Below are 22,185 nucleotides of genomic sequence, written 5' to 3' on the forward strand. Positions count from 1 at the left end.
CGGCGGCCGCCGTCGACCGCATGCACGACGGCGTGCGCACAAAGTACGACAAGGAGCTGCGCGCGCAGGGCGTGGGCAACTTCCTGTGCGGCCTGTTCGGCGCGCTGCCGATGACCGGCGTCATCGTCCGATCCTCGGCCAACGTGCAGGCAGGCGGGCGCACGCGTCTGTCGACCATCATGCACGGTGCCTGGATTCTCGGCTTCGTCGCGCTGCTGCCCTGGCTGCTGCGCGAAGTGCCGATGGCGGCGCTGGGCGGCATCCTCGTCGTCACCGGCTGGCGCCTCGTCAGCGTGAAGCACGTCACCCACCTGTTCAAGGCGCACGGGCCCTTGCCTGCCGCGATCTGGGCGGTGACGTTCATCCTGGTGGTGACTACCGACTTGCTGACCGGCGTGCTTGTCGGCCTTGCGCTCTCGGTCGTCGAACTGCTGCCGCATTACCGCCACCTGCGTCTCAAGGTGGACGAGCACGAGGACGGCGAGGGCACCCGCGTGGCGCTCAATGGCGCCGCCACATTCGTCGGCCTCACCCGCCTCAACGCGGTGCTCGAGAAGCAGCCGGCAAACCGCCCGGTCCACCTCGACCTCGACCGTGTCAGGGCGATCGACCACACGACGGCCGAGACGCTGTCCGAATGGATCAGCCGCCGCCGCCAGGGTGGCCAGAACGACCGCGTGACCGGACCCGACGCCATTCTGAGGCCGCTGCCCGCGCCGGTCTGAATCTCGACACGTACACCTGGCGGGCCGGGAACCCTCACACCCGGCCCTCTAACCTTCCGGGCGGAGCGCGAAAGCGCCTCCGCCCGGCTTTCTGTTCGCAGGGCGGAGAAGGGCAACAGCCGTACTGGCCAAGTGGTCGTGCCCCTGCTTTGTGTTGCAATGCGAACACACATGTTGCGCTGCAGAATTCAGCAATGTTTCGTCACGATCAAGCAAGAAGCGGGACAACGGCTCTGCGTAGTCCTCGTCATGCCGGAGTGAAACGGGCCCGCCACGCAGCGAGGACCGCGCCCCGGACGCAGGACGGAACGTGATACAAACAGCAACATGAGGGTGTTCCGTATGAAGTCTCGTCTTTTTGCCGGCGTCGCCGGCTTCGCGGCCGCGTTCGTCGCCACTGCGACCCCCGCGATGGCGCAGGAGGAAGCGCCCAGCGAAATCACCGTCACCGGCAGCGTCGGCCTCGTCACCGACTATCGCTTCCGCGGCGTCTCGCAGACCGACAAGGAAATGGCGATTCAGGGCGGCATCACCGCCACGCACGCCAGCGGCATCTATGTCGGCACCTGGGCGTCGAACCTTTCGGGCTGGGGCACCTTCGGCGGTTCCAACATGGAACTCGACCTTGTCGGCGGCTTCGCCACCGAAGTATCGAGCGGCGTGACGCTAGATGTTGGCCTGACCTGGTACATGTATCCGGGCGGCGCTTCGGACACCGATTTCGCGGAACCCTACGTCAAGCTCTCGACCACCATGGGTCCGGCCAAGGCCCTGATCGGTGTCGCCTACGCGCCCAAGCAGCAGGCTCTCGGCCGCTGGTACCTTGACGCCGACTCCTACGCCACCGGCATCCCCGATGCGCCTGGCGCCAAGACCGACAACTTCTATGTCTGGGGCGACGTCAGCGGCGGGATCCCCAACACCCCGCTTTCGCTCAAGGCCCATCTGGGTTACTCGGACGGCAACTCGGGCCTAGGCCCCAACGGCACCAGCGTCGCGCCGACCGGCAGCTACCTCGACTGGATGCTGGGCGCCGACCTTGCGCTCGGCCCGGTGACGCTCGGCGTGGCCTATGTCGATACCGACATCTCGAAGTCGGAATCGGCCTACCTCAAGCCGAACTTCTCCTCGACCAAGAACGGCTCGCAGATCGCTGGATCGACCGTGCTGTTCTCGCTCTCGGCGGGCTTCTGATCTGAAGCGCGCGTCCTCCGCCAGGCCACATGCAAGGCCGGGCGGGGGATTGCCGCGACGAGCGGTGGAACGGTTACAATGTCACGCGGCAGTAACCTTCCTTTGTAAATTATTGTAAATGGCAGATATTTTTGCGACGAACCGAGCAACCTCGCGCCGTCTCGAAACTTGATCCTTCCGCAAAGGCGATAATCCGCCCCATGCTCAGGAAGGATCCTATGACCAATCTTCATCGCGCGATGTCCGCCATCGCGCTTGCCGCCACCATGACGGCAGCACCCGCCTTCGCTCAGGACGCCGCGCCCTCCGGCCGCGACAGCCACTTCGACGGCCTCTACATCCAGGGCTTCGGCGGTTACTCCGCCCAGAACAAGGACAACGCCGAGCGCCTCAAGTTCGACACCGACGGCGACGGCAGCTACGACAACACCGTCAGGACGGCCACCGGCGCCGACGCTTTCGCGCCGGGCTTCTGCAACGGCCGTGCCAATGGCGCCACCCGCGCTGCCGGCGGATGCCGCGGCGATCGTGACGGCGCCGAATACGGTGCCCGCATCGGCTACGACCGCCGCATGGGCAACTTCGTCGTCGGCGGCCTGATCGAAGGCGCCAAGACCGAAGCCAAGGACGCTGTCTCCGGTTACAGCAGCACGCCTGCCGGCTATGCGATCCAGCGCGAGATGGACTGGTCGGCATCGGCCCGCCTGCGCGCCGGCTACACGCCCGGTGGCGGCGCCCTGTTCTATGTCACCGGCGGTGGCAGCTACGCCAAGCTCGACCACACCTTCACCACCACCAACACTGCCAACTCGTTCGACGAGCAGCGTAACGGCAAGGGCGTTTGGGGCTGGCAGGCCGGCGGCGGCACTGAGATCATGCTCAACGACCACATGAGCCTGGGTCTCGAATACCTCTACAACCGCTACACCGACAACAAGTACAACGTCGTCGTGGGCCAGGGCACCGCGCCTGCGACCAACCCGTTCCTGCTCGATTCGGGTTCGACCCGCATCAAGGGTGGCGACAAGAACTTCGACTACCACTCGCTGCGCGCGACGGTCGGGTTCCAGTTCTGACCTGATCCTCCCGGAGGATCGCAGGAGGGACGACGGGCCGCGTCTGTGCCGGCGCCCCGTCGTCCTTCTGGCGAGCGTGAAACCCTTCGGGTCAAAAAACATGAAAAAAGGCGCGACGGTTTGACCGTCGCGCCTTTTTTCATGTGCCGCCGACCTAGGTCGGCGAGGACACGCCTCAGGCGTTTTCCTTCTTGCGGCCGGCCTTCTTGCGCTCGTTCGGGTCGAGCAGGGCCTTGCGCAGACGGATCGACTTAGGGGTCACTTCGACCATCTCGTCGTCGTCGATGTAGGCGATGGCCTGCTCCAGCGTCATCACGCGGGGCGGGGTGAGGCGGATGGCGTCGTCCTTGCCGGTCGAACGGAAGTTCGTCAGCTGCTTTGACTTCATCGGGTTCACTTCGAGATCGTCGGGCTTGGCGTTTTCGCCGATGATCATGCCTTCATAGAGCGGCTCGCCCGAACCGACGAACAGCACGCCGCGCTCTTCGAGTGGGCCGAGGGCGTAGGCAACGGCTTCGCCGGCACCGTTCGAGATCAGCACGCCGTTCTTGCGGCCTTCGATCTTGCCCTTGTGGGGGCCGTACTTGTCGAACAGGCGGTTCATGATGCCGGTACCGCGCGTGTCCGACAGGAACTCGCCGTGGTAGCCGATCAGGCCGCGCGAGGGCGCGACGAAGGTGATGCGGGTCTTGCCGCCGCCCGAGGGGCGCATGTCGGTCATCTCGCCCTTACGGATCGCCATCTTCTCGACGACGGTGCCCGAGAATTCCTCGTCCACGTCGATCACGACGGTTTCGTAAGGCTCGGTCTTCTTGCCGTTCTCGTCTTCCAGGAACAGCACGCGGGGGCGGCTGATGCCCAGTTCGAAGCCTTCGCGGCGCATCGTCTCGATGACCACGCCGAGCTGAAGTTCGCCGCGACCGGCAACTTCGAAGCTGTCCTTGTCGGCGCTCTCGGTGACGCGGATGGCGACGTTGGTTTCCGCTTCGCGGGCCAGGCGGTCGCGGATCATGCGGCTGGTGACCTTGGAGCCTTCACGGCCGGCCATCGGCGAATCGTTCACGGCAAAGCGCATCGACAGCGTCGGCGGATCGATCGGCTGAGCCTGGAGCGGTTCGGACACCGAAGGGTCGGCGATTGTGTTCGACACGGTCGCGGCGGTCAGCCCGGCGATCGAGATGATGTCACCGGCCTTGGCGACGTCGACGGGGACGCGGTCGAGCCCGTGGAACGCCAGCAGCTTGGAGGCGCGGCCGGTCTCGACGACCTTGCCGTCGCTGTCGAGCGCGCGGATCTGGTCGTTCAGGCGGACGGTGCCCGACTGGACCTTGCCGGTCAGGATGCGGCCGAGGAAGTTGTCGCGGTCGAGCAGGGTGACGAGGAACTTGAAGGGACCATCGACGTCGGCTTCCGGCGCAGGCACGTGCTCGATGATCTTTTCGAACAGCGGGGTCAGCGTCCCTTCGCGTGCATCGGGATCTTCGCTGGCGTAGCCGTTGCGGCCCGAGGCGTAGAGGGTGGGGAAGTCGAGCTGCTCGTCGTTGGCGTCGAGGCTGACGAAGAGGTCGAACACTTCGTCGAGCACTTCGCTGTGGCGGCCGTCGGGACGGTCGATCTTATTGACCACGACGATCGGCTTGAGGCCGAGGCCCAGCGCCTTGCCGGTGACAAACTTGGTCTGCGGCATCGCGCCTTCCGAGCTGTCGACCAGCAGGATCACGCCGTCGACCATCGAGAGGATGCGCTCGACCTCGGCGCCGAAGTCGGCGTGTCCGGGTGTGTCTACGATGTTGATGCGGTAGCCGTTCCACTCGATCGAGGTGGGCTTCGCCAGAATCGTGATGCCGCGCTCTTTTTCAAGGTCGTTCGAATCCATCGCGCGTTCTTCCACGCGCTGGTTGTCGCGGAAGGTGCCGGACTGGCGGAAGAGCTGGTCGACGAGCGTGGTCTTGCCGTGGTCGACGTGCGCGATAATCGCGATGTTGCGCAAGGGAAGCGGGGCGGACATTCAGGTCTTCTTTCGAAAGGAGGGCAGCACCTGCAGATGCGTGCTGCACTGCAAAATTTGCGCGCCATTAGCTGATAAGAGCCTTTTCGGCAAGGGCGCTGCGATGGACCGGATTGTGGCGTTGGCGCCACAATGGGTGCGAAATGACCGCAGTTGTTATCGGACTTCGATTGTAGCGCGTCCGGTTACTTCGTAAAAGCCTGTTTACGATACGCGGTGAGGCCGGTGCGCTCGATGCCGACACCCGCGTGGAGAGAACAGGGGATCCCGATGAAGGGTATGGCAGCAGGCTTCGCCGCGCGTGGACAGCGCATGGGCATTCAATTCGGTCGCTGGGGTCTCGGGGCAGGGGCCTCGCTGGGCGGGCTTGCGCTGGCGGCGCTGGCCTCGCAGGCCCATGCGCAGGACGCCGTTCCCCAGGTGGGGGAGGAGCAGTACTCCGATACCATCATCGTCACCGCCACCAAGCGCGAACAGACGCTACAGGACGTGCCCGTCGCCGTCTCGGTGACGACTGGCGCCACGCTGGAACGCGCGCAGATGCGCGATCTCAAGGACCTCCAGTCAGTGGTTCCGAGCCTGCGCGTCAATCAGCTGCAGTCAAGCGCGAACACCAACTTCTACATCCGCGGCTTCGGCAACGGCGCCAACAACGCGGGGATCGAGCCTTCGGTCGGTCTGTTCATCGACGGCGTATATCGCTCGCGCTCCGCCTCGATGATCGCGGACTTCCCCGACGTCGAGCGGATCGAGGTGCTGCGCGGGCCGCAGTCCACCCTGTTCGGCAAGAACGCCTCGGCCGGCGTCATCTCGATCGTGACGCGAAAGCCGCAGTTCGAATTCGGCGGCAACGTCGAGGCGAGCTACGGCAACTACGACGCCATCGTGGTCAAGGGCATGGTCACCGGCCCGATCAGCGAGAACGTGGCGTTCAGCCTCGGCGGCGGGCTCAACAAGCGCGACGGGACGGTCAAGGACCTCAACACGGGCGAGCGCACCAACGAGCGCGACCGCTGGTTCGCCAAGGGCCAGCTCCTGTTCGACAACCACGATGGGCTCGAAGTCCGCCTGATCGGCGACTATGGCAAGATCGACGAGAACTGCTGCGCCGTGGTCAACCTGCGGCAGGCAACCCCCACGGCGGCGATCTTCGCGCTCGGCGGCGCGGTCAACCAGCCCGGCGAGAAGTACGACAACATCGCCTACGGGAACTTCCAAAGCTCCAACGACATCGAGAACTGGGGCCTTTCGGGCGAGGTCGGCTATGATCTCGGCGGAGTACAGCTGACCTCTATCACCGCCTACCGCCGCACCAATTCATTGACCAACCAGGACTCCGACTTCTCCAGTGCGGACCTGCTCGGCCGCAACTGGCAGAACCTGCGGATCAAGACCTTCACCCAGGAACTGCGCGCCAACTTCGAACTGGGCGACAGGATCACCGGCCTGCTCGGCGGCTACTACTTCAACGAGAAGATCGACCAGAGCAATGAAGTGTTCTGGGGCGACGATGCGCGGCCCTATGCGAACCTGCTGGTACGTAGCCTTTCGGGCGGGGCGCTCAGCGTGCCGCAGTTGGAGACGACTTTCGGCGCGCTGGAGGGCAATCCGGCCAAGTACGTCGGCCGGTTCTTCGCCTCGGGCACCGGGCTCACCGAGGCCTACAAGCTCAAGGACGAGGCATTCTCGATCTTTGGCCAGCTCGACTTCGAGGTGGCGCCGGGCCTGATCGTAACTGGCGGCATCAACTACACCCACGACGAGAAGCGCTTCTCCACCGCGACGACCTCGAACGACGTCTTCGCCGCCATCGACTTCGACGATCCGCGCTATGCAGCGTTCCGCCAGCAACTGCTGCTCGGCGGGGCGCTGCGCTCGGTGGGCGTGGACCCGACCAACATGGCGCAGGTCGTGACCTTCGCCACCAGCCCGGCGACCGCGCCGGTCTACCAGCAGCTCGTCGCCTTCGCGAACGGCAACGCCAACAATCGCGCGGCGAATCCGCTGGGTCCGCTGCGGGCGCTCCAGTACTTCCCACCGTTCATGAATGTGCCCAACGCGGTCGAGCCGGGCAAGGTATCGGACGGGGACTTCAGCTACACCGCCCGGGCGGCCTGGGACGTGACGCCGAGCATCAACCTCTACGCAGCCTGGGCGACGGGCTACAAGGCGGCTTCGATCAACCTCTCACGCGATAGCCGGCCGACCCCTGCCGACCTCGTCGCGCTGCGGGCACAAGGGCTGGCGGTGACCAATCTGACCTCGGGCAGCCGCTATGCCGACCCCGAGGATTCGACGGTCTACGAACTGGGTTTCAAGGGCAACTGGGGGCTGGTCTCGGCCAACGTCGCGGTGTTCAAGCAGGTCATCAAGAACTTCCAGTCGAACGTCTTCACGGGCTCGGGTTTCTTCCTCGCCAACGCGGGCAAGCAGTCCGCCTTCGGCATCGAGTTCGAAGGCTCCGCCAAGCCGATCGAGCCGCTGACGCTGACGCTGGCCTGGACCTACCTCGATCCCAAGTACGACAAGTTCCAGCTCTCCGCCTTCGGCGACCTCTCGGGCACGACACCCGCCAGCGTCTCGCCGCTTTCGGTGACGTTCGGGGCGGAATTCGTGCAGCCGGTGGGGGCCAATGGCGACCGGATTATCCTGCGCGGCGACTATCACTACGAAGCGCAGTTCCGGCTGGTCGAGGGGCTTCCCGGCCTCGTCGTGCGCGACAGCGTCGGCAACGTCACCAGCGTGGCGGCGGCGCTCTCGGCGGCGGAGGAGTTCAAGCAGGACATCAACGACGTCAATGCTTCGCTCACCTATGCGATGGGCAGCGGGCTGGAACTGAGCGTCTGGGGTCGCAACCTCCTGAACGACCGCACCATCCTGCAGATCTTCGACAGCCCGGCGCAACCCGGCTCGATCTCGGGCTATCCCAACCAGCCGCGCACTTACGGCGTGGCGGCAAGGATGCGGTTCTGACGAGATGGAAATGGTGGGGCGTCCTTTGGCCAGGTCATCCCAATTTCCCCATGTTTGCAACGGAGTGAACTGCCCCGTTGCCCGCCAAGTCATTCCTCTTATAGTCCCGCCGGGCAAGGCAGGCACAGGCGCTTTTGCGTCCGCGCGGGTCTCCCGCGACGAATAAGGGGAAAGACATGCTCGAATACATGCTGATGCCGTTCCGGCGTTACGCCGACTTCAAAGGCCGTTCGCGGCGGATGGAATACTGGGCGTTCACTCTGTTAAACGTCATCGTCTACGCCGTGATCGGCATTCTTGCGATGGCGATGGGCCTGTCGTTGAGCGCCCTGACGAACCTCGATGGCGGCAACTTTTCGTCCGCGGCCGTCGGCGGCGGCTTCATGGTGCTCGCCGGCGTTGGCGGGCTCTATTTCCTCGCCACCTTCATCCCCGGCATATCGGTGGCCGTGCGCCGCCTGCACGACCGCGACATGAGCGGCTGGTGGTATCCGGGCTTCATCGTGCTGGGCATGATCCCGTTCGTCGGGTGGATCGCCAGCATCGCCTTCCTGGTGATCCTGTTCCTCCCCGGCACCCCCGGCCATAACCGCTTCGGCGAAGACCCCAAGGACCCGATGGGCGCCGAAATCTTCGCCTAAAGCTCCCTGAGCGCACGCGCCGGTTTCGCCCGCAGCAGCGGCAGCGAACCGGCCAGCGCGAAGCCGAGGATCAGCAGGAGGCCCGCGCCCAGCACTGCAAGGACGCGCGGCCAGTCGGGCATCCAGCTGAATTCGAACAGCTTGACGACCACCGCCCAGGCCATCGCACTGCCCGCCGCCAGTGCCACCACGGCAAGGACTGCGGCGATGAGCCCGTACTCGGCCATCTGTAGCACTAGCAGCTGGCGCCGGCTGGCGCCCAGCACGCGCAGGATGACGGTGTCATAGGTCCGGCTCGCCCGCGCGGCGGCGATGGCGCCGAGCAGCACCGCCAACCCCGCCAGAACCGCCACCGAGGAGGCCGCGAGGATCGCCGCCGACATCTGGTCGAGCAGGGCCCGCGCATCGCGCAGCAGGCTGCCGGTCTCGATCACCGAACTCGACGGGAAGGCGCGGACCAGCTTGGGCAGCAGCCCGGTGGTCGAGGCACCCGGCGGCACCTCGATCGTGGCGGCGAGGTTGTGGGGGGCGTCCGAGATGGCGCCGGGCGAGAACACCAGCACGTAGTTGAAGCCGAGCGAATCCCAGTCGATCCGCCGCAGCGCGGCGATTTTCGCGGTGCGCTCCACGCCCAGCACGTTCACCGTCATGTAGTCACCCACCTTGACGCCGATCGCTTCGGCAAGGTCCTGGTCGAGCGAGACCAGCGGCTCGCCCCACGGAATTTCCGGCCACCACTTACCGGACGTCACAGTGCTGCCTTCGGGCACGCCGACCGAGTAGGTCAGCCCGCGCTCGCCCCTGAGCGCCCAGGCGCCATCAGGCAGGTCCTTGCCGAGGCTCGACACCTTGGTCATGCGGTCCTTGGGGCCATAGGCGACGATCCGGCCGCGCAAGTTGGGCACCAGCTTGAGTTTCGCGCCGGGCACGGCCTGCTCGACCGCTTCGCGGAAAGGCGCGGCCTTGTTCAGCGGCACGTCGAGCACGAAGAAGTCCGGCGCTCGCTCGGGGACGGTGCGGCGAATGTTGGCGTCCAGGCTCGTCTGTACCGCGGCGATCAGCACGAAGGCGGAAAGCCCGAAGCCGAGCGCGGTGACCAGCGCACCGGTCTGCGCGCCGGGGCGGTGGAGGTTGGCGAGGCCCGCGCGCAGCATCGGACCGCGCGGGCGCGGCAGGCGGGCGGCGCCCTTGCGGATGCCGGTGCCGATCAGCGCCAGCAGTCCCAGCATCGCCGCCGATCCGCCGAGGAAGCCCAGCGTCACCAGCGGCTGCGCGGCGTTGACCAGCGCCAGCGCGGCGATGGCGGCAAGGCCGAGGCCCACCGGCAATGCCAGCGCCTTGCGGTCGGCGGCCAGCGGCGAGACGCGCGAGCGCATGAGCGCCATCGCCGGCCATCCGCGCGCCCGCACCAGCGGCGGCGCGGCAAACACCAGCGCCACCAGCAGGCCATAGGCCGCCGCCGTCGCCAGCGCTGCGGGCGAGACGGTGAAGCCGGTGTTGACGGGCAGCACGCTCGCCAGCGCCGAGGCCAGCAGCGGGGTCACCATAACGCCGGCGGCAAGGCCCGCCGCGCTTCCCGCAAGCGCCGCCGCGCCGACCTGCAGCAGATAGATCCGCGCGATGTCGCCGCTCGTCGCGCCCAGCACCTTGAGCGTTGCGATCGAGTTGCGGCGCGCCTCGAGGTAGGAGGAGACGCCGCCGCCGATCCCAATCCCGGCGATCACCAGCGCGGCGAGGCCGACCAGCACGAGGAATTCGCCCATCCGGCCCACGAACCGCTCGGTCGAGGGAGAGGCGGCCAGCCGGGTGCGGGTCTCGAACGCGGTGTCACCGAAGCGCGCCTTGAGCGCGTCGATCACCGGCTCCGGGTTGCGCAGCGGATCGGCGAAGCGCACGCGCACGGCACTGCGGTACATCGCGCCGGGGCTCGTGAGGCCGGCGCGGGCGGGGAGGTCTAGCGGAGCGACGGCGGTGTCGCCCAGCGCAAAGCCCTCGCTCATCTGCTCCGGGTCCGCGGCGATGATGCCGCCAACGGTGACCGGCACGCCGCCCATGTCGATGCGCGATCCGGTGGAGACGCCAAGCCGCGCGGCGGTGCCCTTGGCGATCCACACGGTGCCCTCGGGCGGCGCTCCGACGCGGCGGCCGTCCGTAAGTTCGAGCCTGCCGTAGAGCGGCCAGGCGCCATCCACCGCCTTGAGCGCGACCGGCGCCGTGGCGTCGCCCTTGCTGGCGATAGCCTGCATGCGCTGGCCTTGCGAGACCTTGCCCAGCCTGTCGAGCGCGGCGTTCTCCTGCGCCGTCAGCGGGCGCTGCCAGACCCTGAGTTCGATGTCGCCGCCGAGGATTTCCCGGCCGCGCGAGCCCAGTTCGCTCTCGATCGAACCGGTCAGCGTTCCGATCGCGGCAATCGCGCCGACACCGAGGAACAGGCAGACGAGCAGGAGCCGCAGGCCCCGGAACCGCGCCGAAAGGTCGCGCCGCGCGATGGTCCAGGCTGTGCGCCAGGGAAGGCTGGTGTCAGGCAAGCGTGTCGCTCGCGATCTGGCCGTCGGCCAGCGTCACCACCCGCCCGCACTGGCGGGCCAGCGTTTCGTCGTGGGTGATGATGATGAGCGTGGCGCCGCCCTCGGCGCGGCGGGTGAAGAGGAGGTCGACGATCGCAGCGCCAGTGGCCGCGTCGAGATTGCCGGTCGGCTCGTCGGCGAAGACCAGCGCGGGGTGGGGCGCGAGGGCGCGGGCGATGGCGACGCGCTGCTGCTCGCCGCCAGAAAGCTGCGCGGGATAGTGCGAGAGGCGGTGGCCGAGGCCGACCGCGATCAGCTCCGCCTCGGCCCTTTCGCGCGCCTCGGGCATGCCGGCCAGTTCCAGTGGGGTCGCGACGTTCTCCAGCGCAGTCATCGTCGGCAGCAGGTGGAAAGCCTGAAGCACCACGCCGATCCGTCCGCGCCGGGCCCGCGCGAGATCGTCCTCGCTCATGCCGACGAAATCCTGCCCGGCCACCTGCAACGTACCGGAACTGGCGCGTTCCAGCCCGCTCAGCACGGCCATGAGTGATGACTTGCCCGAGCCGGATGGCCCCAGCAGCGCAATCGTCTGGCCCTGCGGCACGGCAAGGTCGATGCCTTTGAGGATCTCCACCGCGCTCGTCCCCGAACCCAGCGTGAGCCGCAGGTCGCTTGCAAGGATTGTGGGATGGGGAAGGGCGATGGGGGAGTGGGCAGGGCTTGTCACGCTGCCCATATGGGATAGCACCATGCGGTCCGACAAGTCGGGCACCTGAAGGAGTTTGCCTTGCGCTTCCATTATCTCGCCCTCCTTGCCGTTTCCACGCTTGCACTGGCCGCCTGCGACAAGGCGCCGCCGCCTCCTTCCGAAGCCTCCGAGAGCGCCGTCGACGCGCCGCCGCAGATCCCCGTGATGGGTCCGGAGCGGCGCATCCTCGCCTTCGGGGACTCGCTGCTGGCGGGCTACGGGCTGGAGGACGGCGAGAGCTATCCCGACCGGATGGAGCAGGCGCTGCGGGCGCGCGGGGTGAATGCGCGGATCGCCAACGCGGGCGTCTCGGGCGACACCACGGCGGCGGGACTGCAGCGGCTGGACTTCACGCTGAAAAGCCAGGCCGCCAAGCCCGAGCTGGTGATAATCAGCCTGGGCGGCAACGACATGCTCCGCTCGCTGCCCCCGGCCGAGACGCGCGCGAACATGGAGGCGATCCTGAAGCGGCTGCAGGCAGAGAAGATCCCTATCGTCCTGCTCGGCATGCTCGCGGCGCCGAACCTGGGGCGCGACTATGCGGCGGGCTTCAATCCGATCTACCCGCAGCTGGCCGAGAAATACGGCGCGGTGCTGGTGCCGTTCTTCCTCCAGCCGGTGATCGACAAGCCTGATCTGCTGCAGGGCGACCACGTCCATCCCACTGCCATCGGCATCGACGCGATCGTCGCGGCGACGGTCGACGACGTGCAGGACGCGCTGCCGAAAATGAAGGGCTAACCTACCCGCCGAACCGCGCCGCCGCTCACTTCCCACACGGCGGCCTCGGCCGCGATGGCATCGAACGGGGCGAGTTCGGTGCCGGTCAGCCAGACCTGCGCGGAGCCGGCGCGGAGCCGGTCGAACAGCGCCTCGCGGCGCAGCGGGTCGAGGTGGGCGGCGACCTCGTCCAGCAACAGCAGTCGCGGGCGCGCCTCGCCGCTGCTCTCGAGAAGCTGCGAATGGGCGAGGGTGACGGCGATCAGCATCGCCTTCTGCTCGCCGGTGGAGCAGTCAGCGGCGGGCTGGTCCTTGCCGGCCATGGTCACCGCCAGCTCGTCGCGGTGCGGGCCGGTGAGGGTGCGCTGGGCGGCACGTTCACGGGGTCGGCCCTCGCGTAGGGCAGCGGCGAGCGCCTCGGCCTCCAGAGGTCCGCCGGGCACGTAGGCCAGCGATGGCCGCGCGAACGGCGCGTCGGGGAGGGTGGCCAGCGTAGCTTCCAGCTGTGTCACGAGGTCGGCGCGGGCGGCGGCGACCAGCGCGCCGGCTTCGGCGATTTGCACCTCGATGGCGTCGAGCCAGCGCGGGTCGGCTGCCCGCTCGTCGGAAAGCAGGCGGTTGCGTTCGCGCAAGGCCGACTCCAGCCTCGCCGCATTGCCCGCATGACCGGGCGCTAGCGCGAGCACCAGCCGGTCGAGGAACCGCCGCCGCGCGCCCGCGCTCTCGACGAAGAGGCGGTCCATGGCCGGGGTCAGCCAGCCGATCGACAGCCACTCGGCAAGGCTGAGGGCCGAGGCCTGTGCACTGTTCACCTGCACCAGCCTCCGCCCGGGGCGCTCCGCCGCGATGCCGGTGCCGAGCCGCACCGGCTCTCCCTGCCGCATCGCGAGGTCGGCGCTCACGGCGAAGCCGCCATCGCCGTTCTGTCCCGGCATATCGGCCAGCTGCGCGCGGCGCAGCCCCCGGCCGGGCGCGAGCAGACTGATCGCCTCGAGCACGTTGGTCTTGCCGGCGCCGTTCTCGCCCACCAGCAGGTTGAACTGCGCCGTGCCTTCCACCGCGGTCTCGCGGTGGTTGCGGAAACGGGACAGGAGGATGCGGTCGAGCATCGGCGCGGCCTAGCCGCTCAGCGCGCTGCGCTCAATCTCAGACCGACCGCGTCTTGGCGAAGGGCGAGAAGTCGACGTTGTCGTCGAACACTTCCACGCCCTCACGGCGCTTGAGCCAGCCGACGACGACATAGGTCACAGGCGTCAGCACCGCTTCCCAAAGCACCTTCATGCCCCAGTTGGTGACCATGACGGTGAGCACCTGCCCGGTGGTCCAGGTGCCGAGGAAGGCGATGGGGTAGAACAGGGCGCTGTCGATCGCCTGCCCGAACACGGTCGAGCCGATGGTACGGGTCCACAAGTGCTTGCCGCCGGTCAGCAGCTTCATCTTGGCCATCACGAAGGAATTGACGAACTCGCCCGCCCAGAACGCGGTGACAGAGGCGAGGACGATACGCCAGGTCGAGCCGAACACGGCCTCGTAGGCGGACTGTCCGTCCCACCCGTCGGCGGGCGGCATGGCGACGACGATGAAGCTCATGAACGCCATGAACACCAGCGCGAAGAACCCTGCCCAGACGCAGCGGCGCGCGTTGGCGTAGCCGTAGACCTCGGTCAGCACGTCGCCGATGACGTAGCTGACCGGGAAGAACAGGATGCCCGCGCCGAACGTCACACCGCCCAGCGAGGCAAGCTTGGAGGCCCCGATGAGGTTGGACAGCAGCAGGATCGCGACGAAGGCGACCATCACATAGTCGAAGTACCGGAAGTGCCGCCGCGCTCCGGCGAGGCCGTCGATGCGGGACAGGTTAGTGCTGGGCGGCGCGTCCGGGATGGCGTTCATGTCTCTTGCGTAACGCGGGTCGCCAGCACCGCAAAGCACAAGTTTGCGCGTCCGCGACGTTTGCCAAGTGGCACAACCGCGCTATGGGGAAACCGCGCGCGCCCGTAGCTCAGCTGGATAGAGCACGAGCCTTCTAAGCTTGGGGTCACAGGTTCGAACCCTGTCGGGCGCGCCAATAGCCCTAAAACCTACGGAACTCTGCCAAACCCGCAGGTACGTTGGGGTTTTGTTGAGAGATTGGTCCTAAACGTGGTCCTAATGGAGGACTGCAGATGAGGGCGACCAAGCGGCGGGTGCCGGGATTTGAGTACCTATATTCCCGAGGGCGGAGCTACGAGGTTCGCCTGCAGGTTCCCCGCCCTGTGCGAGGTATCGTAGGCAAGGGGGAACTCAAGCGGTCTCTGGGCGGTGATTTTGCGAAGGCAAAGGCCAGCTACCATTCTGTGGTGGTGCGATTGCAGGAGGTCATCAACGCAGCCCGCCGTGAGGCTAATCAGGCTCCACCAACCACGAACACAAGCTTGCGGGAGCCTTCCCAGGACGAGATCAACGCAGCCAGCTACCGCCATTTCAGGCTCACGGTCGAGAACATGCGCGGAAAGAACTGGTCGCCCACCGGTGAAAGCGCAACGAAGCGTTCGGAGCGGATAGAGGCTGCCCGCGAAATGTTAGAGTTCCTGTTGGACAGGGCGGAGCACGAGCAGTGGGGCGCGATGGCGGCGCAAGCGTCGTGGCTCTGCAAAGACATGGGATGGAGCCTCAACTCTGAAGGGGGGGCGTTTGAGTATCTCTGCCAGACGATGATGAGGGCGCGCATTCAAGCCCTCAAAAACGAAATACGCCGTTTGAAGGGGCGCTTCGGGGGTGATCCAGAAGCCGATCCTCTGTTTGGTCAGACGCCGCCCACCCCGGAAGAGAAGGGCATGACGCTTGCCGAACTTGTGGAGAGGTTCAAGGCGGCCAAAGATCAGAACTGGTCAGCGTCCACACGAAAAAACTACGCGATCATTTTTCGCGTCATCGATGAAGTTTGCGGCGGGGGGACGCGGCTTGACCTCATCGACCACGATTATTGTGTGAGCGTCTGGCAGACGTTTCGGCGATTGCCTTCCAACTTTCAAAAACACCCGGCGACGCGAGGGAAAGCTATTGTCGATGCCATCACGATAGCCGAGGAAATGGGGCACCCGACGATAAGTCCCTCCACGATCAATGGCCATTTGAGCAAGTTGGCTGCGATCGTCCGCTATGGCCGGGATAAGGGGTGGATCAGCGGCAATCCCATGGACGGGATCGAGGAACGCGATCCCGTTCCAGCGAGCGAAAAGCGTGATGCGTTTGACGATGACCAACTAAGCGTCATCTTTGAGAGCGAGCCGTGGAAGTCCGGGCCGCTCGCTTCGGTAGATAAGCCATCCCGGTACTGGGCTCCCCTGATTGCGTTGTACTCTGGAGCTCGGCTTTCCGAAATTTGCGGCCAAAGGGTCGATGAGATGATTGAGGAGCGGGGCATCAAGGCATTTCATTTCCGGCTTCGCCCTAATGATCGTTCCATCAAGAGTGGCAGCAGCAGAAAAGTGCCGGTGCACCCTGAACTCATCCGCTTGGGCTTCTGGAGATATGTCGAAGAGGCTCGCCGATCCAAGCGAGACATGCTGTTTCCGGACGTGTCGCGGGACAAGTTGGGTAAGTGGGGGGATAGCACGTCGAAATGGTTCGCGCGGTTGATTGATCGGCTTGAGCTGCAAGGTACGGCATTATCATTTCATAGCTTCCGCCATACTTTTGAAAATGCATTGAAGGAGGCCGATTTACACGACACTCCTGTGGGCAATAAAATCACTGGCCGTTGGTCGGCAGGCGTGTCGAAAAACTATGGGTCGGAATTTACGCTACGGAAGCTCGCATTGGCCATGGAAAAAATCGAGTTTCCTCACCTACAGCTTCCGGCTCCGTCGGCCCCGATCACAATGGAGGTTTAGGCGTGCATTCCAGGCAAAAGAGCTGTTGCAGACATCGTTCCCGATGAGAGCAGATTTGATGATCGTGCGTGTCAAGATGGGGGCGGGCCAAGGGACGAGAGCCGGGGGATAGAAGGTCGCTTCATCCTGGATGTCTCGGAAAACCTTGTATTTTCAAATGCACCAGTTTTTTTGATGCGTCGAACAAGTTTTATGTTTAGATCCCCCGTGCATCGACGAAGGTGGGCGTCCATGCCATGAAGCTAGTAGAATTGTTTTGCGGAACCGGGGGGTTCTCTCGGGGGGCGCACGCCGCTGGCTTCAATGTCACTTGTGCGTATGACATCGATCCAATCCTGACGTCATCATACCGGCTCAACTTTCCGGCCACCAAGTTATATCTGCGGGACATTAGTTCGCTCACCGGTGCAGAGATAGAGCGAGATGTCGCCGGTGAGGTGTTCGGTGTTTTTGGGGGGCCTCCGTGTCAAGGTTTTAGTGACATGGGCCGCCGAGATATTAGCGACCCGCGCCGCGACCTTTTAGGTCATTTTTTCCGGGTAGTTTCTGAGCTACAGCCATGTTTCTTCATCATGGAAAACGTTCGCGGGCTGAGCTACCCGGATGCCCTCCCGGTATTGAACGATGCACTCGACCAGGTGAGGAAAGATTACGACCTCACCGAACCCTGGATTTGGAACGCCGCTGACTTCGGCGCGGCCACTAACCGCAACCGTTTATTTGTGGTAGGCGTCCGAAAGGACCTGCGCACGCCATTCTTATGGGAAGATCTAGACGCCTTTCGGCGTACTGCAGCGACTGTTCAACAGGCGCTAGCAGACCTTGACCGGCCAGAGAGGTTGCCGGACTGCGAAAGCCATCCTGGCTTTGATCAATGGAAGATCACCAAACGAGGGCCACCGTCTGACTATGCCCGCGGTATAAGATCACGTGATCGCAAGTTTACCGGACATCTGCCGACTGCTCACACAGAAAAGGTGGTCGAGAGGTTTGCGAAAGTCAGGCCGGGGAGGATGGATACGATTGGTCGCCACCCCCGCCTAAAGCTCACCGGGCAATGTCCGACATTGAGAGCGGGTACCGGGTCAGACAAGGGGTCGTACCAGGCCGTCCGGCCGATCCATCCTATCTTTCACAGGGTTATTACCGTTCGCGAAGGTGCGCGTCTCCAGGGCTTTCCGGACAATCATTTGTTTCATCCCACCATTTGGCATAGCTTTAGAATGATAGGTAACAGCGTTTCCCCGGTGATGGCCGAGGCGATTTTTAGCGCCGTCCGTGATCGCCTTGGGCTAGAAGTTGGTGAAGCCGTAAACGTGATGGCGGAGGCAGCGGAGTAATATCTGACAGATAGAATATCTCCTGAACGTCGGTCATGGCTAATGTCCCGCGTGGGTAGCAAGGATACACTGCCGGAATTGGTGGTGCGTCGCCTATTGCATTCAATGGGTCTGCGCTTTCGTCTGCACCGAAAGGACTTACCTGGTCGCCCCGATCTTATTCTGCCAAAATATCAAACTGCCATCTTCGTTCACGGGTGTTTTTGGCACAGGCATCCAGGCTGTTCGAAGACTTCCAATCCCAAAAGTCGGCCAGAATTTTGGCAGGCAAAATTTTATGCTAACGTTCAGCGGGACGCCCGTGTAGTTTCCTCGCTTGAAGCTATCGGATGGAAAGTAGAAGTTATCTGGGAGTGTGAAACTCGCGATAAAGTTAAGCTCGAAAAGCGCTTGCGCGACATATTCTGCTTGGATGAGGGTTGGGGTAATCGACCATGAAGGCAGTCTTGGACACAAAAGTCTCGTCTGCTTACGATGATGAAGTCGCCGAAAGGTATCATTTTCCTAAGAGATACTTAGGACTTCTTGTGCAGTCCATTGGTGATTGGGTAATATTTCGCCAGCCTCGCGCCTCTGGAGGCAGCTTGGCCTATTTTGCGACTGGTTTAGTCCGTGAAATACTAGAAGACGCGACAATGCCAGGGCACTACTACGCATATATTGAGAATTTCTTGCCTTTTGATGTGGCGGTCCCTTGGTTCGCAAATGACCGATACGCAGAGCGGACTTTGCGCGAGATGCCGAGTCGTGCTCAAGTTGGCATTTATCTGCGGGGCAGGTCAGTAAGAGCGCTTGGTGATGACGACTTTTTCGCAATCATCGAGGCTGGATTTGAGGAAGCATGGAACGAAGATGTGCTCACCATCGACGAGATCGCCTCACCGTTGCTGCATCGTTCGTTAATCGACACAACTATCTTTCATCGCGAAAGAGCTATCCTGACGCGTCTCACCAATCGAGTTATTCGGGATCGGAGTTTTCGCCGTGCCGTGTGCACGGCTTACGAGAACCGTTGTGCTATCACCGGCTTACAAATATTTGATCGGAAGGGCGGGGCTGAAGTCCAGGCTGCCCATATTCTTCCGGTAGCGAACGACGGACCCGACATAATATCAAATGGTATAGCACTGTCGAGCACTGTTCACTGGATGTTTGATCGACATCTAATTTCTATAGGCGAAGACCATCGCATACTAGTTGATCATGAGGCCGTGCCGAAAGTCATACAATCATATCTCGCCTCGCTGTCGGGAATGGTGTATCTTCCAAAATATAGTCAGTACTGGCCGTCAGAAAAATTCCTGTCTATTCACCGCAGAATTTTCTTTAGCGGCAATTTGCGGGATTCTTATTAAGAGAGTATTTGAGCAAATGTCGGATAATGGCGATAGTGCTCTTCAAATGCTCTCAGCTGTTCTTCTTCTAAATCAAAGCCGAGTTCGCGCACATCAGAACGGGTGAGGTTCCCCCGCCCCGGTACGGCCGCTTGAAGCACCGCAACCTCCTTGGAAGTGAGATGGGGCGCAACGATTGGCTCTGTGACAAACCCGGGCCAGTCTCGACGTAACATCGATTGTCGAATTTCTTTCGTGAGCGCTTCGTGGGGAAAGACTGACCCAATTGTCACCATCGAAGCCTTATCCTGATAAGGTAAATGAAACGCACGAATGGATGGGTTGGGTTTCGATGCCCGCCTACTTGCATTATCAAGCAATGTGAGCAGCAGTTCGCCAATCGTTGTCGATAATTGGAGTCCCGCCACATCCGAACGTGTTAGATGGCGCGTGCTTCGGCTACCAAATAATTCAGCTAGCCGCTCCAAAATTTGACGAGGATTGGCGCCATATCGTTTTTCACTCGTATCGACGGTTACCAATATGACACTGTCGTCTTTTGCTTCAGCGACGACCGCTCTTAATTCCTCAACGATCGATTCCTTTACTTCGCAATCATAGTCTAGCCACAAAAGGGTTGGTGTATTAACGAATCGTGCCTGTCCAAGCAGGCTAGGCAGCACTACGTCAGACGTCCCACGCTTTACTTCTACGAAACGGTAGGGGCGATTGAACCGTGCTCTTCTGAAGCCTATCAAATTTTGCTCGATAGAGACCATCCGCTTTATGCCAAGAATTTTATGGGCAAGGATGAAGTCAGTGAACCATATTGATCCAAAGCCGATGTACGCGGCGTTGCGCCATTGCAACTTGTCTTGCAACCGACGGAGGCCATCAAAAACAAGTCCACGTTGGATAGTTTTACTCGGGCGAAGGCTGTAATTTATCGCCGTGAATGATGGCGGTTTCATTCTTCATCCACCATGTCGTTATAGGCGTAATCAAATGCCTTTTGCCCAACATCCCGGTTTGACAACGTAGTGTCGCCCATCGCGCGAGCAAGATTTTTTACACGGTCTAAGGCTACTCGAAACTGAATGCTAGTTTCTCTAGGACCTGAACGCTTTAACGCAGGAAGTGTAACTTTCGCGCTATGGGTCATTGAAAATATCGAGGTTTGCTTCGCAAGGCTTTCTCTTTGCTCGGCTGCGGCGACTTCATTTTTACGAGCGTTAGTATAGTCGATCCAAGCTCGCGTAGGAGGCTTCATTTTCGGTCTGGCTCGGCGATAAACAACAGATGAAAGATCGATGCTTCGCTTGGTGGTTGTAAGGGGAAGCAGCTCCGTGTTGTCAGAAGAAAAGATCATGATACCGTAGAAGCCGGTGTATTGGGGGTGCCAGGCGGGAAAGTCATCTCCCCAAACTGAAAGCATGCTTTTATCAGCCGCCATAACAACGCGGCCATTACATGCTACGTACCATCCCGATTTTTCTTCACGTTCGGTCTTTTCTGTCGGATCATTGCTCTCTGGAGGGGGGAACGCATATCCAGCCGCAATTTCCACATGAACTTCATCTTCACCAATTTTTTCGACATAGCTGTCATTCAGAGGTTCAAAATCTCCACCACTTAGCAGTTTAAACACTTCGCCCCGGACCTTATGCCCATTCACTTTGATTGTTAGGCCATGATGAAGGTGTAGCGCGTAATCGCGGGCAATGGTATCTATCAGTAGAGGTTCAAAATCACCGTCTCCCAGTCTCGCTTTGGCTGGATCGGTTAATTTTGTCACAGTAATTTTTAGACCATCATTCTCAAGATCGGCTGCCGATTTAATCGGAAAGTCCCAATCTTTACTCTGTCCTTTGACCCACGTAGGCACGTCGATCGGGACTACAAACGATGACCGCTTCGTTCCGACTTTGTAGGTGCTGTTGATGTCAATCTTCTCACCAAGTTTGAAGATGGCGCGCTTTAGGCCGATCCCATATACACCGATACTAAATTCAGCTTCTTCTTCGCGAGCAACGTCTGTTCGTCCGAAAGTAAAAGCGTACGCTTTTGCAACTTCCAATGACATGCCGCCGCCATTGTCCGTGATTGTGAAGCCTTTTTCGTCGAATTTTACGTCGATCATAGCTTTGGAGAAATTGGGCCCAGATTGCAGCCCAAGGCGTTTTTTTCCTAGCTTACGCCACGCCGCGTCGACGCTATTATCAATTAGATCAAGAATACAGTCTTCGACGGATATGTCGCGGGTCAGCATTCTAACAAAAAATGCTCTGCTAGCATTTGCATTTGCACGGGCTATCTCAGGCACTGCGTTCTCCTAGTGCTCTTATCCCAATCGCTTTAACGTCATCTTATTGGACTGGACTTGTCCATTGGAAGACCAGCCGCTCCAGTAACCTGATCCGTGATTGAGGGAGCCATGCAGCGTCACTTGAAAAACGCCGAAATAGCCACGACCTTCATCCTTAGGGTCATACCATCGTCCGGTGAGCGTGCGCTCCGATAGCTTGCCGACGAACACGCACTTTTCTTTGCCGCCGTCCAGCAGCACGGTGTTAGTCGTAAATGTGACATTGCCGAGCACGGCGTGAATGCTGACCTGGTCCGTATTTTCGTTTGCAAGCCGTGAGCCATTCACGTGCCACGTGACTTCCCAAAGGCCGTCAAAAGGCTTGCGTGGAAAAATAACGGAAAGTCCGCGGATAAATCGGGCCCGATCTGTTGCCGCTTTTACGGGCGCGATCATAACTGAGCGGATGCCGAATGTAATCGCCGAGGCCGCTGCTCCGCCCACCGCAGACAGTACGTCAATGCCTAGAATTTCCACGTTAAATAGTCCCCCTGGCTAGGTGACATAATCTGCGACCAGGGGAATATCAACACGCTGGTTATCATGCAGATATTTGGTCCAGTTCCGACGACGTGCCCCAGAAGGTCCTGCCCATGTGGGAATGGGAAAGGGGGCGAGCCTGGCCTCGTTTCGTGTCCCACACGGGTCGGCCCTCTTTTTTGAAACAGTCGTCCCTCAA

18 protein-coding genes and 1 tRNA gene are annotated in these 22,185 nt (G+C 62.1%); 11 read left to right on the plus strand and 8 right to left on the minus strand.

Going from position 1 to position 22,185, the window contains the following annotated elements; genetic code table 11:
• The 3 genes from PMI02_RS21430 to PMI02_RS21440 all read left to right on the plus strand — a co-directional run.
• Positions 1 to 725: SulP family inorganic anion transporter (locus PMI02_RS21430; protein WP_007686884.1), on the plus strand; the 725-nt coding region annotated here is incomplete at its 5' end.
• Positions 726 to 1,067: 342 nt separating this feature from the next.
• Positions 1,068 to 1,919: a TorF family putative porin gene (locus PMI02_RS21435; protein ID WP_007686886.1), complete on the plus strand. Its 852-nt coding sequence runs from the start codon at positions 1,068 to 1,070 to the stop codon at positions 1,917 to 1,919.
• Between the two features lie 218 nt (positions 1,920 to 2,137).
• Complete coding sequence (locus PMI02_RS21440; RefSeq protein WP_007686888.1) at positions 2,138 to 2,995, plus strand: outer membrane protein; 858 nt, start codon at positions 2,138 to 2,140, stop codon at positions 2,993 to 2,995.
• A gap of 175 nt (positions 2,996 to 3,170) precedes the next feature.
• Here PMI02_RS21440 and typA read toward each other — a convergent pair whose 3' ends face one another.
• Positions 3,171 to 5,003 carry a translational GTPase TypA gene (gene typA, locus PMI02_RS21445; RefSeq protein ID WP_007686890.1) on the minus strand — a complete coding sequence of 611 codons (1,833 nt, stop codon included), beginning with the start codon at positions 5,001 to 5,003 and terminating at the stop codon, positions 3,171 to 3,173.
• A gap of 270 nt (positions 5,004 to 5,273) precedes the next feature.
• On the opposite strand from typA, the gene PMI02_RS21450 reads away from it, so the two are divergent.
• On the plus strand, positions 5,274 to 7,976 hold the full coding sequence (locus tag PMI02_RS21450) for a TonB-dependent receptor (RefSeq protein WP_007686892.1): 2,703 nt from the start codon (positions 5,274 to 5,276) through the stop codon (positions 7,974 to 7,976).
• Between the two features lie 176 nt (positions 7,977 to 8,152).
• A complete protein-coding gene (locus PMI02_RS21455; protein ID WP_007686895.1) occupies positions 8,153 to 8,617 on the plus strand; it encodes a DUF805 domain-containing protein in 465 nt (154 codons plus the stop codon).
• On the opposite strand, the gene PMI02_RS21460 is transcribed toward PMI02_RS21455, so the two are convergent.
• Together PMI02_RS21460 and PMI02_RS21465 are read right to left on the minus strand one after the other, a co-directional pair.
• Positions 8,614 to 11,145, minus strand: a complete 2,532-nt coding sequence (locus PMI02_RS21460) for an ABC transporter permease (protein WP_007686896.1) — start codon at positions 11,143 to 11,145, stop codon at positions 8,614 to 8,616. The genes PMI02_RS21455 and PMI02_RS21460 overlap by 4 nt on opposite strands.
• Entirely contained in the window at positions 11,138 to 11,860 is a 723-nt protein-coding gene (locus PMI02_RS21465; RefSeq protein WP_036504952.1) for an ABC transporter ATP-binding protein, read from the minus strand. Before PMI02_RS21465 ends, PMI02_RS21460 begins: the two co-directional genes overlap by 8 nt.
• Positions 11,861 to 11,911: 51 nt before the next feature.
• Between PMI02_RS21465 and PMI02_RS21470 the strand changes: the two genes are divergently transcribed.
• Positions 11,912 to 12,613 (plus strand): arylesterase, encoded by a 702-nt coding sequence (locus tag PMI02_RS21470; RefSeq protein ID WP_007686899.1) that lies wholly within the window; start codon positions 11,912 to 11,914, stop codon positions 12,611 to 12,613.
• On the opposite strand, the gene recF is transcribed toward PMI02_RS21470, so the two are convergent.
• Together recF and PMI02_RS21480 are read right to left on the minus strand one after the other, a co-directional pair.
• Positions 12,610 to 13,701 carry a DNA replication/repair protein RecF gene (gene recF, locus PMI02_RS21475; RefSeq protein ID WP_007686902.1) on the minus strand — a complete coding sequence of 364 codons (1,092 nt, stop codon included), beginning with the start codon at positions 13,699 to 13,701 and terminating at the stop codon, positions 12,610 to 12,612. The genes PMI02_RS21470 and recF overlap by 4 nt on opposite strands.
• A gap of 37 nt (positions 13,702 to 13,738) precedes the next feature.
• A complete protein-coding gene (locus PMI02_RS21480; protein WP_007686904.1) occupies positions 13,739 to 14,485 on the minus strand; it encodes a queuosine precursor transporter in 747 nt (248 codons plus the stop codon).
• Positions 14,486 to 14,583: 98 nt separating this feature from the next.
• Between PMI02_RS21480 and PMI02_RS21485 the strand changes: the two genes are divergently transcribed.
• The 5 genes from PMI02_RS21485 to PMI02_RS26050 all read left to right on the plus strand — a co-directional run bounded on the left by PMI02_RS21485 (position 14,584) and on the right by PMI02_RS26050 (position 19,162).
• Positions 14,584 to 14,660, plus strand: a tRNA-Arg gene (locus PMI02_RS21485).
• A gap of 97 nt (positions 14,661 to 14,757) precedes the next feature.
• Positions 14,758 to 16,467, plus strand: a complete 1,710-nt coding sequence (locus PMI02_RS21490) for a site-specific integrase (protein WP_007686906.1) — start codon at positions 14,758 to 14,760, stop codon at positions 16,465 to 16,467.
• A 236-nt stretch (positions 16,468 to 16,703) separates the two neighbouring features.
• Complete coding sequence (locus PMI02_RS21495) at positions 16,704 to 17,807, plus strand: DNA cytosine methyltransferase (protein WP_007686908.1); 1,104 nt, start codon at positions 16,704 to 16,706, stop codon at positions 17,805 to 17,807.
• Positions 17,808 to 17,822: 15 nt separating this feature from the next.
• Positions 17,823 to 18,245, plus strand: coding sequence for a very short patch repair endonuclease (locus tag PMI02_RS26045; protein WP_255348720.1), 423 nt, complete (start codon positions 17,823 to 17,825; stop codon positions 18,243 to 18,245).
• On the plus strand, positions 18,242 to 19,162 hold the full coding sequence (locus PMI02_RS26050) for an HNH endonuclease (protein ID WP_081496750.1): 921 nt from the start codon (positions 18,242 to 18,244) through the stop codon (positions 19,160 to 19,162). Before PMI02_RS26045 ends, PMI02_RS26050 begins: the two co-directional genes overlap by 4 nt.
• On the opposite strand, the gene PMI02_RS27400 is transcribed toward PMI02_RS26050, so the two are convergent.
• From PMI02_RS27400 to PMI02_RS27405, 3 genes are read right to left on the minus strand one after another with little or no spacing between them, the layout of a single operon-like run.
• Complete coding sequence (locus tag PMI02_RS27400) at positions 19,159 to 20,112, minus strand: O-methyltransferase (RefSeq protein WP_007686912.1); 954 nt, start codon at positions 20,110 to 20,112, stop codon at positions 19,159 to 19,161. The genes PMI02_RS26050 and PMI02_RS27400 overlap by 4 nt on opposite strands.
• Entirely contained in the window at positions 20,109 to 21,464 is a 1,356-nt protein-coding gene (locus PMI02_RS26595) for an ATP-binding protein (RefSeq protein WP_007686913.1), read from the minus strand. Before PMI02_RS26595 ends, PMI02_RS27400 begins: the two co-directional genes overlap by 4 nt.
• A gap of 18 nt (positions 21,465 to 21,482) precedes the next feature.
• Complete coding sequence (locus PMI02_RS27405; protein ID WP_007686916.1) at positions 21,483 to 21,983, minus strand: hypothetical protein; 501 nt, start codon at positions 21,981 to 21,983, stop codon at positions 21,483 to 21,485.
• Between the last annotated feature and the right edge of the window lie 202 nt (positions 21,984 to 22,185).

This window comes from Novosphingobium sp. AP12 (assembly GCF_000281975.1).
Classification (GTDB): domain Bacteria; phylum Pseudomonadota; class Alphaproteobacteria; order Sphingomonadales; family Sphingomonadaceae; genus Novosphingobium.

Bases quoted from the DNA above. Each gene is read 5' to 3' on its own strand.
- PMI02_RS21480 (WP_007686904.1), bottom strand. From the start codon at position 14,485: ATGAACGCCATCCCGGACGCGCCGCCCAGCACTAACCTGTCCCGCATC.
- PMI02_RS27400 (WP_007686912.1), bottom strand. From the start codon at position 20,112: ATGAAACCGCCATCATTCACGGCGATAAATTACAGCCTTCGCCCGAGT.
- PMI02_RS26050 (WP_081496750.1), top strand. From the start codon at position 18,242: ATGAAGGCAGTCTTGGACACAAAAGTCTCGTCTGCTTACGATGATGAA.
- PMI02_RS21465 (WP_036504952.1), bottom strand. From the start codon at position 11,860: ATGGGCAGCGTGACAAGCCCTGCCCACTCCCCCATCGCCCTTCCCCAT.
- typA (WP_007686890.1), bottom strand. From the start codon at position 5,003: ATGTCCGCCCCGCTTCCCTTGCGCAACATCGCGATTATCGCGCACGTC.
- PMI02_RS21490 (WP_007686906.1), top strand. From the start codon at position 14,758: ATGAGGGCGACCAAGCGGCGGGTGCCGGGATTTGAGTACCTATATTCC.
- PMI02_RS21495 (WP_007686908.1), top strand. From the start codon at position 16,704: ATGAAGCTAGTAGAATTGTTTTGCGGAACCGGGGGGTTCTCTCGGGGG.
- PMI02_RS21450 (WP_007686892.1), top strand. From the start codon at position 5,274: ATGAAGGGTATGGCAGCAGGCTTCGCCGCGCGTGGACAGCGCATGGGC.
- recF (WP_007686902.1), bottom strand. From the start codon at position 13,701: ATGCTCGACCGCATCCTCCTGTCCCGTTTCCGCAACCACCGCGAGACC.
- PMI02_RS21455 (WP_007686895.1), top strand. From the start codon at position 8,153: ATGCTCGAATACATGCTGATGCCGTTCCGGCGTTACGCCGACTTCAAA.
- PMI02_RS21435 (WP_007686886.1), top strand. From the start codon at position 1,068: ATGAAGTCTCGTCTTTTTGCCGGCGTCGCCGGCTTCGCGGCCGCGTTC.
- PMI02_RS21440 (WP_007686888.1), top strand. From the start codon at position 2,138: ATGACCAATCTTCATCGCGCGATGTCCGCCATCGCGCTTGCCGCCACC.